This is a genomic window from Janibacter limosus NBRC 16128, assembly GCF_001570985.1.
Lineage (GTDB): Bacteria > Actinomycetota > Actinomycetes > Actinomycetales > Dermatophilaceae > Janibacter > Janibacter limosus.
Window position 1 is genome coordinate 34,488 of the sequence record NZ_BCSS01000025.1, and the last position, 14,894, is coordinate 49,381.

Here is a 14,894-nt window from a genome sequence, read left to right on the forward strand (position 1 = left end):
TTCCTCCGAGGGGCCCATCGAACGGGCTGGATGGCGCAAGGGACCTTCGCAACCTAAGGAGGCGAGGGTCACGCCGAGCGGCGACGAGGTGTCCGGGAGGTGACGCGCGTCCGAATGTCACCCTCAGGTGACTCGCGAGTAACGTGGGGTGGGTGAACAGAGCCGATGTGTGGGACCGAGCGACGCAGGGCAGGTCCGCCCCCTTCGCCGTGGTGGACCTCGACGCCTTTGACGCCAATGCCGTGGACCTCGTGAGGAGGGCCGGCGGACTCCCGATCCGGGTCGCCAGCAAGTCCGTCCGGGTACGACACCTGCTCGAGCGGACGCTGGCGCGCGGGGGCTACGCGGGCGTGATGGCCTACTCGCTGCCCGAGGCGCTCTGGCTCGTCGGGCAGGGAGTGCGCGATGTCTTCGTCGCATACCCGACGACCGATCGCGAGGCGCTCGTCGCCCTCGCGCAGGACGAGCTCGCGCTGGAGCAGGTCAGCATCGCGGTCGACTCCGTCGAGCAGGTGGACGCGCTGCGGCGGTGGCTGCCCGCGGGTGCGCCCGTGCGGGTGGTCGTCGACATCGACGCCTCGCTGCGCATCGGGCCGGCGCACCTGGGCGTGCGCCGCAGCCCGACCCGGTCCCCACGACGAGCAGCGAGCGTGGCCAAGGCTGCTCGTGACGCGAGCCTGCGGGTCGTCGGCCTGATGTTCTACGACGCCCAGATCGCCGGGCTGCCGGACAGCTCGCGCGCCATCCGTCTGGTCAAGGCGCGCAGCGATGCCTCGCTGCGTCGGCGCCGCACCGCGGTGCGCTCGGCCATCGAGGACGTCGTCGGACCGCTGGAGATCGTCAACGGCGGCGGGACCGGGTCTCTGCACCTCACCGGCCAGGACCACTCCCTCACCGAGCTGGCGGCGGGGTCGGGCCTGATCGGACCGACGCTCTTCGACGGGTACGACGACTTCAGCCCGCAGCCGGCGCTCGCCTTCGCGCTGCCCGTCGTGCGCCGACCGGCGAAGGACATCGTCACCTGCTTCTCGGGGGGCTACATCGCCTCAGGGCCGGCGGGCGACAGTCGTGTCCCCACGATCCACCACCCCGAGGGGCTGCGGATGGTCGGCACCGAGGGCGCGGGCGAGGTGCAGACTCCCCTGCGGGGCAAGGCTGCTCGTGATCTGGCCATCGGCGATCGGGTGTGGTTCCGCCATGCCAAGGCGGGAGAGCTCGCCGAGCGCTTCGACGAGTACGTCGTCATCAGCGGGGACGAGATCGTCGACGTGGTGCCGACCTATCGCGGCGAAGGAAAGAACTTCGGTTGAGTCAGGGGCGCAGCAGCTCGAGGATCTGATTGACCTTGGGCGAAGCGGTTGGTGTGCCGCATCTGGGTGGACTGGACGGTGCTGATCATGTCGTAGGTCGCCTGGACGTCGTTGTCGAGCTGTCGGACCTTGTGGCTGACATCGGCGGGGGAGGACATGGCTCCACCATACGGCTGTGCCGGGCTCCCGGACGTCGTCGCACGGACCTGTGGACAGGCGTGCTCACCGGCCGCACCCATTGCAGATGACTCACCAGTAACATGGTGGCCGACACGAAAGAGGGCAGAGATGGTGTGGACGAACTGGGCGGGCAATGTCACCGACGAGGCCCAGGTGCGGCGGCCCCGCACCCCGGAGGCGGTGGCTGAGCTGGTCCGCTCCGCGGCGGACGACGGGCGGCGCATCCGTCCCGTCGGCAGCGGTCACTCCTTCACCGCGATCGCCCGGGCCGATGATCTGCGGCTGGACCTGGCGCACCTGAGCGGGATCGTCTCCGCCGACCGGGGGACCGGCCGCGTGCGCGTGCTGGCGGGGACACCCCTTCGTGTCCTGAACCAGGCCCTCGACCTGCTCGGTCTGGCCATGCCCAACCTCGGTGACATCGATGCCCAGACGGTCGCCGGCGCGACGTCGACCGGTACCCACGGGACCGGCGTGGCGCTCGCTGGCCTCTCCGCGGGCATCGTCGGGCTGCGACTCGTCACGGCCGACGGCAGCCAGCGGTGGGTCGACGAGAGCGACCCTGAGCTCTTCGGCGCGGCACGGGTGGGCCTCGGCGCGCTCGGTGTCATCACCGAGGTCGAGCTGGCGTGCATCCCCGCCTACCGGCTGCGCGCGGTGGAGCGGCCGGACTCGCTGGACGAGGTGCTGCCGCGCATCCAGGAGCACTTCGACGCGCACCGGCACTTCGAGATGTACTGGTTCCCCGGGACCCGCCGCGTGCAGACCAAGGCCAACGACCTCGTCGCCGACGACGTGCACGAACCGCTCGCGCCGTGGCGGCGGCGGTTGGACGACGAGCTGCTGTCCAACACGGTCTTCGGTGCCGCCAACCGGCTGCTGACCAGGACGCCGCGAGCAGTGTTGCCCTTCAACGCGATCGCAGCACGGGCACTCACCGAGCGGTCCTACACGGCGCCCTCCCACGAGGTCTTCGTGACACCTCGCACGGTGCGCTTCGTCGAGTCCGAGTACGCCGTGCCGCGCGAGGCGGTGACCGATGTGCTCACCGACCTCGTCGCGTGGGTGGAGCGTCGCCGCGAGCCGATCAGCTTCCCTGTGGAGGTGCGCGTCGCCGCCCCCGACGACATGTGGCTGTCGACCGGGTACGAGCGTGCCAATGCCTACATCGCCGTGCACCAGTACCACCGTGGGGACCACCGGGCCTACTTCGCGGCCTTCGAGGAGATCGTCGCCGCGCACGCCGGCCGCCCGCACTGGGGCAAGCTGCACACGCTCGATGCCGGGCAGCTCGCCGGCCTGTACCCGCGACACGCGGACTTCGTCGCCCTGCGTGACCGGCTGGACCCCGACCGGGTCCTGACCAACGACTACCTCGACCGGGTCCTCGGCGCCTGAGCGGACACCAGCGCCACCTCACGACCGAACCCGCACTCCCCTGTGAGGGAATGCGGGTTCGGCGCGTGAAGGAGTGGATCAGCCCTCGACGGTCCAGGTGTCCTTGCCGTAGAGGAGCTCCTGCAGGTCCTCGTCGGTGGCGGAGCCACCGGCGAGCTCGACCGCAGCATCGACCTGCGCGCGGGTCTGGTCGTCGTAGGTGGGGCGGTCGACGGCGCGGAAGATGCCCATGGGCACGTGGGTCATCGACTCGGAGTCCAGACGGCTGATGGAGAAGGCCTGGCTGGGGTCGGTGAGGGTGACGTCGTGGACGACGACCTGGTCGGCCAAGCCCTGCGCGGTGACCTCGCCCTCGGGGACGAAGCGGACGGAGCCCCCTTCGCCACGGATGAGGAGCTCACGCTCGTCGTCCTCGCCGATGGCGATGGGCTCACCGTCGCGCAGGTGCACCAAGCGAGCCTTTTGCTGCTCGATGTCCTTGATCAGCTCGAAGGCGCCGTCGTTGAAGATGGGGCAGTTCTGGTAGATCTCGACGATCGACGTACCGCGGTGTGTCGCAGCGGCCTTGAGCACCTCGGTGAGGTGCTTGCGGTCGGAGTCCATCGTGCGGGCGACGAAGGTGCCCTCGGCGCCCAAGGCCAGCGAGACGGGGTTGAAGGGGGCGTCGACGCTGCCCATCGGCGAGGACTTGGTGACCAGACCGGGCTGCGACGTCGGGGAGTACTGACCCTTGGTCAGGCCGTAGATGCGGTTGTTGAAGAGCAGGATCGTCATGTTCACGTTGCGGCGCATCGCGTGGATGAGGTGGTTGCCGCCGATCGACAGCGCGTCACCGTCGCCGGTGACGACCCACACCGACAGGTCGGGGCGGCTGGTCGCCAGGCCGGTGGCGATCGCCGGGGCGCGCCCGTGGATCGAGTGCATGCCGTAGGTGTCGAGGTAGTACGGGAAGCGCGAGGAGCACCCGATGCCGGAGATGAAGGTGATGTTTTCCTTGCGCAGCCCCAGCTCGGGCAGGAAGCCCTGGACCGCGGCGAGGATGGCGTAGTCACCGCACCCGGGGCACCAACGCACCTCCTGGTCGGAGGCGAAGTCCTTGCGAGTGTGCTTCTCACCCTCGTCGAGGGTGGGGACGCCGTCGGTGCCGGAGGCGACCGTGGGGATGCCGAGATCGATGCTCATGCTTCAGACCTCCTGGAGGGCCGTGTCGATGACCTCGGTGAGGTCCGCGACCTTGAAGGGCAGACCGCGTACCGAGGTGTGGGAGCGGACGTCGACGAGGTACTTCGCGCGCAGCAGCATCGCCAGCTGTCCGAGGTTCATCTCGGGGACGATGACGCGGTCGTAGCGGCGCAGGACCTCACCGGTGTTGCTCGGGAAGGGGTTGACGTGGCGCAGGTGTGCGTGGGCGACGGACTTGCCGGCCGCGCGCAGGCGGCGGACCGCGGCCAGGTTGGGGCCGTAGGTCGAGCCCCAGCCCAGGACGAGGACCGTGGCGTCGCCGGTCGGGTCGTCGACCTGCAGGTCACCGATCGTGTTGGCGACGCCGTCGATCTTGGCCTGGCGGGTGCGGACCATGTGGTCGTGGTTGTCCGGGTCGTAGGAGATGTTGCCGGTGACCGCGTCCTTCTCGATGCCGCCGACGCGGTGCTCCAGGCCGGGGGTGCCGGGCACCGCCCAGGGGCGGGCGAGGGTCTCCTCGTCGCGGACATAGGGGTGGAAGACGGGGTTGCCCTTGGCGTCGACGCCGTTGGTCTGGCTCGCCAGCTCCACGGGGAAGGACGGCAGGTCGGCGACGGAGGGGACCTGCCAGGGCTCGGAGCCGTTGGCCAGGTACCCGTCGGACAGCAGGAAGACGGGGGTGCGGTAGGTCGTGGCGATCCGCACGGCCTCCATGGCCGCGTCGAAGCAATCGGCGGAGGTCTGCGGCGCGATGATCGGCACCGGGGACTCGCCGTTGCGGCCGAACATCGCCTGCAGCAGGTCGGACTGCTCGGTCTTGGTCGGCAGACCGGTGGACGGACCGCCGCGCTGGACGTCGACGATGACCAGCGGCAGCTCGAGGCTGACGGCCAGGCCGATCGTCTCCGACTTCAGCGCCACGCCGGGACCGGAGGTGGTGGTCACGCCGACCGACCCGCCGAAGGAGGCGCCGAGTGCGACACCGATGGCCGCGATCTCGTCCTCGGCCTGCACCGTCGTCACGCCGTGGCGCTTGTAGTTGGACAGGGCGTGCAGGATGTCACTGGCCGGGGTGATCGGGTACGAGCCGAGCACCAGCGGGCGGGTGGCGCGGTGGGCGCCGGCGACCAGGCCCAGGGCCAAGGCCGCGCTGCCCGTGATGTTGCGGTAGGTGCCCGGCGGGGTCTTGGCAGCCGCGACGGTGAAGGGCACCGCGAAGTCCTCGGTGGTCTCCCCGTAGTTCCAGCCGGCGCGCAGCGCAGCGAGGTTGGCCGCGAGGATGTCGGGCTTCGCCCCGAACTTCGACGTGAGGAAGTCCTCGGTGGACGTCGTCGAGCGCGAGTACATCCACGACAGCAGACCAAGGGCGAACATGTTCTTCGCCCGCTCCTTCTCCTTGCGGGTCAAGGAGTCGAACTCCGCCAGCGCCGCAACCGTGATCGAGGTCAACGGGAGGGCGTGCACGTGCCAGGACTCGAGGGTGTCGTCCTCGACCGGGTTGCTGGTCCACCCGACCTTCTTCAGGCTGCGGGTGGTGAACTCGTCGGTGTTGACGATGATCGTCGCGCCGCGCGGCACATCAGCCAGGTTGGCCTTGAGCGCGGCAGGGTTCATCGCGACCAGCACGTCAGGGGCGTCGCCGGGGGTGAGGATGTCCCAGCTGGCGAAGTGCAGCTGGAAGGAGCTGACGCCGGCCATCGTGCCCTGGGGCGCGCGGATCTCCGCGGGGAAGTTGGGCAGCGTGGATAGGTCATTGCCCAGCGCCGCGCTGTCGGCGGTGAACCGGTCGCCCGTCATCTGCATGCCGTCGCCGGAGTCACCGGCAAAGCGGATGATGACGCGATCCTTGGCCTGGGTCGTCGCTGTGCTGCTCATGATGGGTGGTCGTGCCCCTTGCAGGTCGGTCGTGCCGCGAGGAGTCCCCCGGGGCGTCCTTCCATGTTAGGTCGCCCTGATTCATTGGATCCAGTCGGTCACGTTATGAGATGAATAACGTCGCGTTATGGAATGGACGAAGGGGGTGTGGGTCGGGGTCGTCCCGAGGCCACACCCCCTTCGGCGTGGTGACTCAGTGCTCACCGGCCAGGCGACGCCGGATGCCGACGGCTGCCCCGACGAGCAGCCCGACGAGCACTGCTCCGAGGGCGGGGGTGGCGCTGCCGGCTGGTCCGCCGATGCCGTCGGTCTGGACGACCTGGGGGACCTCGGGGGCTGCGGCGGCGGGCGCCTGCGTCGGCGGCGTCGTGGTCGCCGGCGTCTCGATGGCGGGCTCCTCGCTCACGGGCTCCTCGGTCGCCGGCTCCTCGACGGTGGGTTCCTCCGTGGCGGGTTCTTCGGTCACGGGCTCCTCCGTGACCGGCTCCTCGGTCACCGGCTCGTCGGTGCCGGGCTCGTCGGTGCCGGGCTCGTCGGTGGCCGGGATGACCAGCTCGATCGGAATGCGGACGTTCTGCGAGGGGTCGGATGCGGCCTGACCGTGCGCCTTCATCGTGTGGACCTCGTAGGAGGCCTCCGGGTCGAGCCCGGCGACCTCCTCTGCCGTGAGCGCGAGCGTCGTGCTGAAGCTGCCGTCGGCAGCGATCTGCGAGCCATTGACCCACTGGGTGCCCAGATAGGCCTCCGCGTCGGCCGGGTTGATCGGGCCGGCCTGTGTGACGCCGACGTAGATGCCGAGCCCACCGGGCTGGTAGCCGGTGCCGGCGACCGCGACCTCGGCGGCGCCGTCGTCCTCCTGCGTGACCGTGGTGGTGGCGGCCGGGGCTGCGGCGAGCGCGGTGAAGGGGGCGGGTGCCTTCTTGGCGTCCGACGAGCCGCCGGTGGTGCGGAAGTGCGGCTGCAGGCCCGGGTTGAGGGCATCCATGAACTCCGGGGCGAAGGACTGTGTGCTCCAGTCCGGGGTCGCCGTGAGCGCGCCGTCGCTCCAGTCGCTCGCCGTCGCGTTGAAGGTCGTGACGACGACGTCGTCGGCCCCGCCGCTCGGGTTCGCGCTGTCGCTCGGGACGGTCCACGCGACGTCCGCGGTGACCTGCCCGGCGCCGTCCTTGATCGTGATGGCCGGGTCGGAGATGGCGATGGAGTACTGCGGAGCGCCGACGACGAAGCTGCCGGTGATGGTGCCGGCGTACTGCAGCGACGCGTCGCCCGTCGTCGGGTTGGCCCAGCCGGCGCCGTCGCCGAAGACCGTCGCGGAGTCTGCGGTGAGGCTCGCCCCGTCGCTCGCCACGAAGGTGTTCTGGTTGTAGCCGGCCTTGGCGAAGTGGTCGACGAACTGCTGCGACACCTTCCACGTGAAGGTCGGGGGTGCGGACGGTGCGGCATGGGCGCCGGGGGAGGTCAGCAGGAGTGCGGCGGGGACGGCGGCCGTCAGCAGGCCGGCCAGCGCGGCGCGGTGCCGCGTGGACGAGGGCGATCGGGACATGAGGTGCCTCTCAGCAAAGACGTGGACAGGGGGTAGGCGAAGGGCCAACCTCTGTGTACATTAAGGCAAGCCTTACCTAAGTGGTAGTGGCATTTCACAGTGCGTCGTGTGTTGGGGAAGAGCAGGTCCGTCCGTGCAGTCAGCCGTTGTCCGCATGTCCAGAAGTGGCGCTCGATGGGCCATCGCCCTGGTCGCCGTCGCGATCCTCTTCCTGCCCCTCGCGGCGGGCAGCTCCGCGGCGGCCACAGGCCGCCAGGTCGAGGGCGGAAGCCTGACGTGGGGGGCCAAGGAGTCCTTCCGCACCTACGTCACCGGGTTCATCGCCCGGGGCGAGATCACCCCGGCCGACGGGGCGAGCCAAGCGGCCGACAACGGTCCCTTCACCTTCACCGGGGGTACGGGCACGGTGCGCACCGACGGTGGGGCCGACCTCGCCTTCGACGGGTCCGTCACCTTCTCCGGTCACCACGGCGACCTCGACGTCACCATCGCCGACCCCGAGCTGACTCTCGACGCCACCGGCGCGGGCCACCTCGTCGTCCAGCACACCCTCGAGGGCACGACGACCTCCGTGGACATCGCCGACGTCTCCGATGCCGACATCGCCGTCGACGGCGACACCGCGACCCTGCAGGACGCGACGGTCACCCTGACGGAGGCGGGCCGTGCGGTCTTCTCCATGGACGGCACCGCCGGCAGCAGCTTCTACACCGCGGGTGAAGAGCTCGACCCGGTCTCCATCGAGGTCGCGCTGGTCCCGGCCGCGACCGACCCGGAGCCGACCGACCCGCCGACCACAGAGCCCACTGACCCGCCGACCGTCGAGCCGCCGACCACGCCGAAGCCGACGCCCCCCACCGGCACGTCCGGCCAGCTCGTCTGGGGCGTGAAGTCCTCCTTCCGCTCCTACGTCGGCGGGCCTGTCGCGCAGGGCACGGTGACGACCTCCGGTCACGCGAGGACCGCGGCCAACGGCAGCTATGTCTTCCCGCAGCGCTCCACGAGCGCCGCGCCCCCGTCGGCGCAGGGCACGACGAGCTACCGGGGACAGGTCGGCTTCGCCGGCCACCACGGCGACCTCGACCTCACCCTGCGCAACCCGCGCGTCGTCGTCACCTCCTCGACCTCCGCGCGCCTCGTCGTCGACTCCCGTCCGACCGGGGCGAGCGGCTTCAGCACGGTGACCGTGAGCGCCCTCGACCTGACGAAGGGGGCGAAGTCCTCCGCGCAGGGGGCGGTCACCCACAGCGATGTCCCCGTCACCCTGAGCCCGGCCGGCACCCGGCTGTTTTCCTGGGGCGGCAGCTCGATGTACCCGGCCGGGACCGCGATGGACCCGGTGACCTTCACCGTCGGCACGGACACCACGGTCTCCGGGTCGGGCGACACCTCGACGACGCAGCCCAAGGGGTCCTCCACCTCGAGCTCCGGCACGACCGACGGCAGTTCCACGTCCGCCGGCACTCCCTCGGCGGGTGCTGCGGCGCCGGCCACGACGGGCAGCTCGGTCGGCGCCGGGTCCCTCACCTGGGGCGTGCGCACGTCCTTCCGTGACTACATCACCGGTCCGATCGCCCACGGCTCGATCTCCGTCTCGGGCGGTGCCGGCTCCTCCGGCAGCGCCTTCACCTTCCCCCAGTCCGGCGGCGCGAAGGGGGACGGCGGGGCCGACTACCGCGGAGCGGTGACCTTCCGCGGCCACGGCGGCATCCTCAGCATGTCGCTGTCCAACCCCTCGGTCCGGATCGACTCCACGCGCAGCGCAGCGCTCACCGCGCAGGTCTCCGGTCAGCGGATGACGATCGCGACGCTCAACCTGGCCGCCAGCGCCACGGCGCAGTCGGGCGGGGCGACGACGTACTCGGCCGTGCCGGCGACGCTCACCGCGCAGGGCTCGACGATGTTCGTCTACAACGGCAGCTCCTTCTACCCGGCGGGTACCGCGATGGACCCGGTGTCCTTCACCGTCGGCTCGGCGTCGTCCGCGGCCGCCGGCGGCTCCTCGGCTGCCCCGCAGACGGTCGCCTCCGCGACCGGCACGTCCTCGTCGAGCGCGTCGACCGCCGTGAGCCGGTCCACGACGGCGCGCAGGGCCAAGGTCGCCCCCGACGCGTGCGTCGCGACCGGGAGCAACCTCACCTGGGGCTTCAAGGAGTCCTTCCGCTCCTACGTGTCGGGGAGCATCGCGGGCGGCGACTGGTCGGCGAGCCGTGGCGCGAGCTACTCGACGCCGAGCTTCACCTGGGCCAAGGGCACGGGCAGCTTCGACGAGAGGACCCGGACGGGCTCGGTCGACTTCCCGGGCACCGTGGCCTTCTCCGGTCACGACGGCGCGCTCAACACGACGATCAGCGACCCGCAGGTCCAGATCGAGGGCGACCGGGCCCTGATCGTCCTCGACGTGGAGGGCGCCTCGATGGACGCTGCCATGGAGGGCCGGGACGACTCGAAGAGCGTCCCCGACGTCCCCTTCGTCGAGGTGGACCTCTCCCAGGCGACGGTCGAGACGAAGGGCGGACGGACGACGATCACGGCGACCGACGCCCCGACGGCCCTCACCTCCCAGGGCGAGGCCGCCTTCTCCACCTACACCGCGGGCACGAGCTTCGACCCGGTCTCCTTCACGATCACCGCGAAGTCCAGCTGCCTGGCCCCGATGAAGACCGCGACCGGCGCACCCTCGGGCAGCAACACCGCGGCCGCCGCGATGTCGGGGCCGTCCGGCTCGGACAGCCTGTCCGGCTGGACGCCGTGGATCGGGGGCGCCGGTCTCGGCGCCGCCACCGCGGCCGGCACCATCCTGCTCCTCGGCCGTCGCCGGCCCGAGGTCACGGCATGAGCGGCATGACTGGCCGGGACGCACGGGCGCGGGTGGCTGCCGTGCTGACCGTCGCAGTCCTCGGGCTCGCGGGCTGCGGAGGCAGCGGACATGCCTCGGGGACGTCGACGGCGGGCGGCGCTCCCGTCGTGCCCCTGTCCCAGGTCGAGGCGGTCGACGCCCCGCGCACCCACGAGGGACCGAGCACTGCGACCCTCGCCGACGCGCACGTCGAGCCGGTCGGGGAGGCACCGCAGCAGTCGCTGCCCACCACCGTGACCAGTCATGACAAGGCCGGCCCCCGCAGGGTCGAGATCACCGACACCTCGCGGGTCGTCGCCATGGACCTCTCCGGCTCGATCGCCGCGACGATCCACGGGCTCGGGCTCGGGGACACCCTCGTCGGTCGGGACCAGTCGACGACCTTCCCGGAGGCGCAGGACCTGCCCCTGGTCACCTCCGGCGGTCACTCCGTCAACGCCGAGGCGCTCCTCGCGCTCGAGCCGACCCTCGTCATCACCGACGGGTCGATCGGTCCGCGTGACGTCGTCGAGCAGCTGCGCGACGCCGAGGTGAGCGTCGTCTTCGTCGACAACGAGGCGTCCTTCGACGGAGCAGCGCAGCTGGCCACCGACGTCGCGGCCGTCTACGGCGCGCCCGCGGCGGGCACGCAGCTCTCCGAGCGGATCAGCTCCGAGATCTCCGAGACCACGGCGCAGATCGCCCGCCTCGCCCCCACCGCGAAGGGGGACAGGGTCCGGATGATCTTCCTCTACGTGCGTGGCAGCTCGGGCGTCTACTACCTCTTCGGCAAGGAGTCGGGCGCGGACGACCTCATCGACGCGCTCGGTGGCGTCGACGTCGCCTCGGAGCAGGGCTGGAAGGGCCAGCAGCCGATGACCGACGAGGCGATCACCTCGGCCAACCCGGACCTCGTCATCGTCATGACCGGTGGCCTCGAGTCGGCCGGGGGCATCGACCAGCTGCTCCGTGACAAGCCGGCGCTCGGGCTGACCACCGCGGGCCAGCAGCGTCGCTTCGTCGACATGGCCGACGGGGACGTCCTGTCCTTCGGTCCGCGCAGCGCCCGGATCCTCGAGGCCCTCGCGCGGGCCGTCTATGCACCCGAGGAGACCGGGTGATGAGCCGGGTGTCGACCCCCTTCGTCCTGCTCCTGCTGCTCGCCGCCGGAGTCCTGGTCTCGGTGTCGGTCGGACAGCTCGGGGTGGGACCGAAGGGAGCCATCGGCAGCCTGCTCGACGCGGTCGGTCTGCAGACCTCGTGGACCCCGCAGCCCGAGATCCTCAACGCCTCGATGCAGCAGATCCGCTTCCCGCGCGCCGTGATGAGTGTGCTCGTCGGTGCCGGCCTGGCCGTGGCCGGCACGGTCATGCAGGCGATCTTCGGCAACCCGCTCGCGGAGCCCGGCGTCGTCGGGGTCTCCGCCGGTGCTGCCCTCGGCGCCGCCATCGCCATCGCGACGGGCGCGACCTTCCTCGGCGTGTGGGGGATTGCCGCGGCGGCCTTCGCCGGGGGCTTCACCTCGACCCTGCTCGTCTACCTCGTCTCCCGCAGCCAGGGACGCACCGAGGTCGTCACCCTGCTGCTCACCGGCATCGCCGTCAACGCCTTCGCCGGGGCAGGCATGGCCCTGGTGATGTTCGCCGGCAGCACCGCCAGCCGCGAGCAGATCGTCTTCTTCCAGCTCGGCTCCCTCAACGGGTCGCGGTGGCCCGAGGTCCTCGCCGTGCTCGTCGTCACCGTGCCGGCAGTCCTCGGGTGCTGGGCGATGGCCCGTCAGTACGACCTGCTCGCTCTCGGTGAGCGCACCGCTGCCCACCTCGGGGTGCGCGTCGAGCGCCTGCGCGGCATCTCGATCGTCCTCGTCGCGCTGCTCACCGCGGTGGGCGTGGCCTTCGCCGGGATCATCGCCTTCGTCGGCCTCGTGGTGCCGCACCTGCTGCGCATGGTCCTCGGCCCGGGGCACCGCCTGCTCGTCCCCGCGAGCATGCTCGGTGGCGCGGTGCTGCTCACCTGGGCGGACACGGTGGCCCGGACCGTCGTGAGCGGTGCCGACCTGCCGATCGGCATGCTCACCTCGCTCATCGGTGGTCCCTTCTTCCTCCACCTGATCCTCCGCTCGCGTCGTCGGTCCGGAGGCTGGGCATGAGCGCCATCACGATCACGGGCGTCGGGTGTGTCCGGGGTGGCCGGCGGGTGCTCACCGATGTCTCGCTCTCCGTGCGGCCCGGTCGCCTGCTCGCCCTCGTCGGGCCCAACGGAGCCGGCAAGTCGACCCTCCTGTCACTGATGTGCGGTGACCTGCCGCTCGCCCGCGGTGAGGTGCTCGTCGACGGGACCCCCCTGCAGCAGTGGTCGCCAGGGGACCTCTCGCGGGTGCGCTCGGTGCTCCTGCAGAGCAACGAGGTGAGCTTCAGCTTCACCGCTCGCGAGGTCGTCGAGATGGGCCGCAACCCGTGGTCGGGCCGGCCCGAGTCCGACGACGACGAGAGCGCGGTCGCCGATGCGCTGCGCGTCGCCGATGTCACGCATCTCGCCGACCGTCCCTACTCCGCGCTGTCCGGGGGCGAACGCGCCCGGGTCTCGCTCGCGCGCGTGCTCGCCCAGCGCACCCCGGTCGTCCTGCTCGACGAGCCGACCGCAGCGCTGGACCTGCGCCACCAGGAGGAGGTCATGACCGTCGCGCGCTCGCTGGCCCACGCCGGACGAGCGGTCGTCGTGGTCCTCCACGACCTCTCGCTCGCCGCCGCCTACGCCGACGAGATCGCCGTCATCGCCGACGGCACGCTCGGTGCCCTCGGCCCGCCCGACCGGGTCCTCACTCCCGAGATGGTCCGCGCCGTCTACGGCGTCGAGACGCACCTGCTCACCACACCCGACGGCCACCGGGTCGTCGTCCCCCTTCGCCCCAGCACCGCCACCACCACACCGGAGGACATCCCATGACCACCATCGCCCCGGACACCCCGCTGTCCACCCTCGTCCGAGACGGGTCCAAGGCAGAGCACGAGGCCGCCGAGGGCTCGAGCTTCATGAGCGAGCTGCTCGCCGGCCGGATCGACGCCGCCGGTTACGCGCACTACCTCGCCGTCCTGCGTCCCGTGTACGTCGCCCTCGAAGCAGTGGGGCGCGAGCTCGCCGACGACCCCATCGCCGGCGGTCTCGTCGACCCGGACCTCGAGCGCCTGGCAGCCCTCGACGCGGACCTCGCCTTCTGGACGAAGGGGGCGGGCCTGGCCGTGATCAGCCCCGCCGCCGACGCCTACGTCGCCCGCATCGAAGCCACCCGGGCAGACCCCAAGCTGTTTGTCGCGCACCACTACACGCGCTACCTCGGGGACCTCTCCGGCGGCCAGGCCATCGGCCGGATCCTCGCGCGCACCTACGCCCTGGAGCAGCCGCAGGGCGTGCAGTTCTACGACTTCGTCGCGATCCCCAAGCCCAAGCCGTACAAGGACGACTACCGGGCACGCCTGGACGCGCTGCCGCTCGACGAGGCCGAGCGGGCAGCGGTGCTCGCGGAGGTCAAGGACGTCTTCGCGCTCAACGGCGCGCTCTTCGCCGAGCTGACGGAGGCGCTCGTCAGGACCTGAGCAGCTCGGCCTGGCCTTCGGCGACCCGGAGATCGAGCCGGTCGCCCGGGGCCAGGCCCGCCAGACGCGGCAGCAGCAGCTCGATCACCGTCGAGGGCTGGTGGTGCATCGGCTTGGTCTCCGGGTGCGGCCGGTAGACGAGTCCGGTGACCTCCTCGTCGCCTCGGGCGAGCGTGCACTCGACGAAGGAAAAGGTCTCCGGCCCGTGCACGTCCGTCCACTCGACGTCGACGAAGGTCCACCGCGGCGCCCGCAGCACGAGGGTCAGCGGAGCAATGTCGAGGTTGACCGTCGCCATGACGAAGGGGGCCAGGTCCAGTCCGCGGGCCGCGAAGTGCGGGGCCTGCAGAGCGATCGTCCCCGCGGCGAAGGGGGAGGCGCTCGCCCGGCCCGAGGCGACCCCGTGGCCGGCGACGACGACCCCCTGCGCCCTCGTGCTCACCGGACGATCTGCGGGGTGAGCGGCGGGGTCCACCACTCACCGTTGTTGGCCTTGACCGCCCCCAGGATGTGGATGACCGTCGCGACGACGATGACGAGCGGGTAGGCGAGGAAGCCGATGAGCACGAGCATCAGCACGCTCGAGACCAGCAGCAGGATCGCGGTGATGATCTGCACGTTGAGGCTGTTGGCCGCGTGCTGGCGCACGAAGGGCCCGCGGTCCTTGTACATGAGATAGATGACCAGCGACCCGACGAAGCCCAGGGTCCCGGCGCTCAGCGGCAGCAGGATCGCGGGGACGACGTGGGCGATGGTCCCGAGGTTGCGCTCCTCGGTGGGGGAGAGCGATGCCGGCGTGTAGCCGGGCGGCAGCGCGCTACCGGTCTGCTGGGTGTCGGGCGGGAGCTGTGGGTGCTCGGTCATGGTGGGTCCTCCTCAGGTCCTGCCACGACTCTGCCCTGTCTGCGCCGCCGGGCCAATGCGGGACCCCGCCGGGTCGAAGGGGGGACATCCCCCCCTTCGACCCGGCGGGG

The 14,894-nt window shown here is 71.2% G+C and carries 12 protein-coding genes; 7 read left to right on the plus strand and 5 right to left on the minus strand.

All coding sequences use genetic code 11. The features are described from left to right. Window positions 1-152: 152 nt before the first annotated feature. Entirely contained in the window at window positions 153-1,310 is a 1,158-nt protein-coding gene (locus JLI01S_RS10535; RefSeq protein ID WP_245634587.1) for an alanine racemase, read from the plus strand. 288 nt (window positions 1,311-1,598) lie between these two features. Beyond that, on the plus strand, window positions 1,599-2,888 hold the full coding sequence (locus JLI01S_RS10540) for a D-arabinono-1,4-lactone oxidase (RefSeq protein ID WP_068264229.1): 1,290 nt from the start codon (window positions 1,599-1,601) through the stop codon (window positions 2,886-2,888). Between the two features lie 78 nt (window positions 2,889-2,966). Here JLI01S_RS10540 and JLI01S_RS10545 read toward each other — a convergent pair whose 3' ends face one another. The 3 genes from JLI01S_RS10545 to JLI01S_RS10555 all read right to left on the minus strand — a co-directional run bounded on the left by JLI01S_RS10545 (window position 2,967) and on the right by JLI01S_RS10555 (window position 7,488). Further along, window positions 2,967-4,070, minus strand: coding sequence for a 2-oxoacid:ferredoxin oxidoreductase subunit beta (locus JLI01S_RS10545; protein WP_068264231.1), 1,104 nt, complete (start codon window positions 4,068-4,070; stop codon window positions 2,967-2,969). A 3-nt stretch (window positions 4,071-4,073) separates the two neighbouring features. Next, window positions 4,074-5,945, minus strand: a complete 1,872-nt coding sequence (locus JLI01S_RS10550) for a 2-oxoacid:acceptor oxidoreductase subunit alpha (protein WP_157074913.1) — start codon at window positions 5,943-5,945, stop codon at window positions 4,074-4,076. A gap of 193 nt (window positions 5,946-6,138) precedes the next feature. Then, entirely contained in the window at window positions 6,139-7,488 is a 1,350-nt protein-coding gene (locus JLI01S_RS10555) for an HtaA domain-containing protein (RefSeq protein ID WP_068264235.1), read from the minus strand. A gap of 133 nt (window positions 7,489-7,621) precedes the next feature. Between JLI01S_RS10555 and JLI01S_RS10560 the strand changes: the two genes are divergently transcribed. The 5 genes from JLI01S_RS10560 to JLI01S_RS10580 are packed head-to-tail and all read left to right on the plus strand — an operon-like array spanning window position 7,622 to window position 13,920. After that, the gene (locus JLI01S_RS10560) at window positions 7,622-10,327 is read left to right on the plus strand and encodes an HtaA domain-containing protein (RefSeq protein ID WP_157074914.1); all 2,706 of its coding nucleotides are present in this window, start codon (window positions 7,622-7,624) and stop codon (window positions 10,325-10,327) included. Further along, the gene (locus tag JLI01S_RS10565) at window positions 10,324-11,448 is read left to right on the plus strand and encodes a heme/hemin ABC transporter substrate-binding protein (protein ID WP_245634588.1); all 1,125 of its coding nucleotides are present in this window, start codon (window positions 10,324-10,326) and stop codon (window positions 11,446-11,448) included. The genes JLI01S_RS10560 and JLI01S_RS10565 overlap by 4 nt, the downstream gene beginning before the upstream one ends. Further along, window positions 11,448-12,476 carry a FecCD family ABC transporter permease gene (locus JLI01S_RS10570; protein WP_068264241.1) on the plus strand — a complete coding sequence of 343 codons (1,029 nt, stop codon included), beginning with the start codon at window positions 11,448-11,450 and terminating at the stop codon, window positions 12,474-12,476. Before JLI01S_RS10565 ends, JLI01S_RS10570 begins: the two co-directional genes overlap by 1 nt. Next, window positions 12,473-13,273: a heme ABC transporter ATP-binding protein gene (locus JLI01S_RS10575; RefSeq protein WP_068264243.1), complete on the plus strand. Its 801-nt coding sequence runs from the start codon at window positions 12,473-12,475 to the stop codon at window positions 13,271-13,273. Before JLI01S_RS10570 ends, JLI01S_RS10575 begins: the two co-directional genes overlap by 4 nt. Further along, window positions 13,270-13,920: a biliverdin-producing heme oxygenase gene (locus tag JLI01S_RS10580; protein WP_068264245.1), complete on the plus strand. Its 651-nt coding sequence runs from the start codon at window positions 13,270-13,272 to the stop codon at window positions 13,918-13,920. The genes JLI01S_RS10575 and JLI01S_RS10580 overlap by 4 nt, the downstream gene beginning before the upstream one ends. On the opposite strand, the gene JLI01S_RS10585 is transcribed toward JLI01S_RS10580, so the two are convergent. Both JLI01S_RS10585 and JLI01S_RS10590 read right to left on the minus strand, forming a co-directional pair. After that, on the minus strand, window positions 13,910-14,362 hold the full coding sequence (locus JLI01S_RS10585) for a hypothetical protein (protein ID WP_068264247.1): 453 nt from the start codon (window positions 14,360-14,362) through the stop codon (window positions 13,910-13,912). The genes JLI01S_RS10580 and JLI01S_RS10585 overlap by 11 nt on opposite strands. Beyond that, window positions 14,359-14,784 (minus strand): DUF4870 domain-containing protein, encoded by a 426-nt coding sequence (locus tag JLI01S_RS10590; protein WP_068264249.1) that lies wholly within the window; start codon window positions 14,782-14,784, stop codon window positions 14,359-14,361. The genes JLI01S_RS10585 and JLI01S_RS10590 overlap by 4 nt, the downstream gene beginning before the upstream one ends. Window positions 14,785-14,894: the final 110 nt, after the last annotated feature.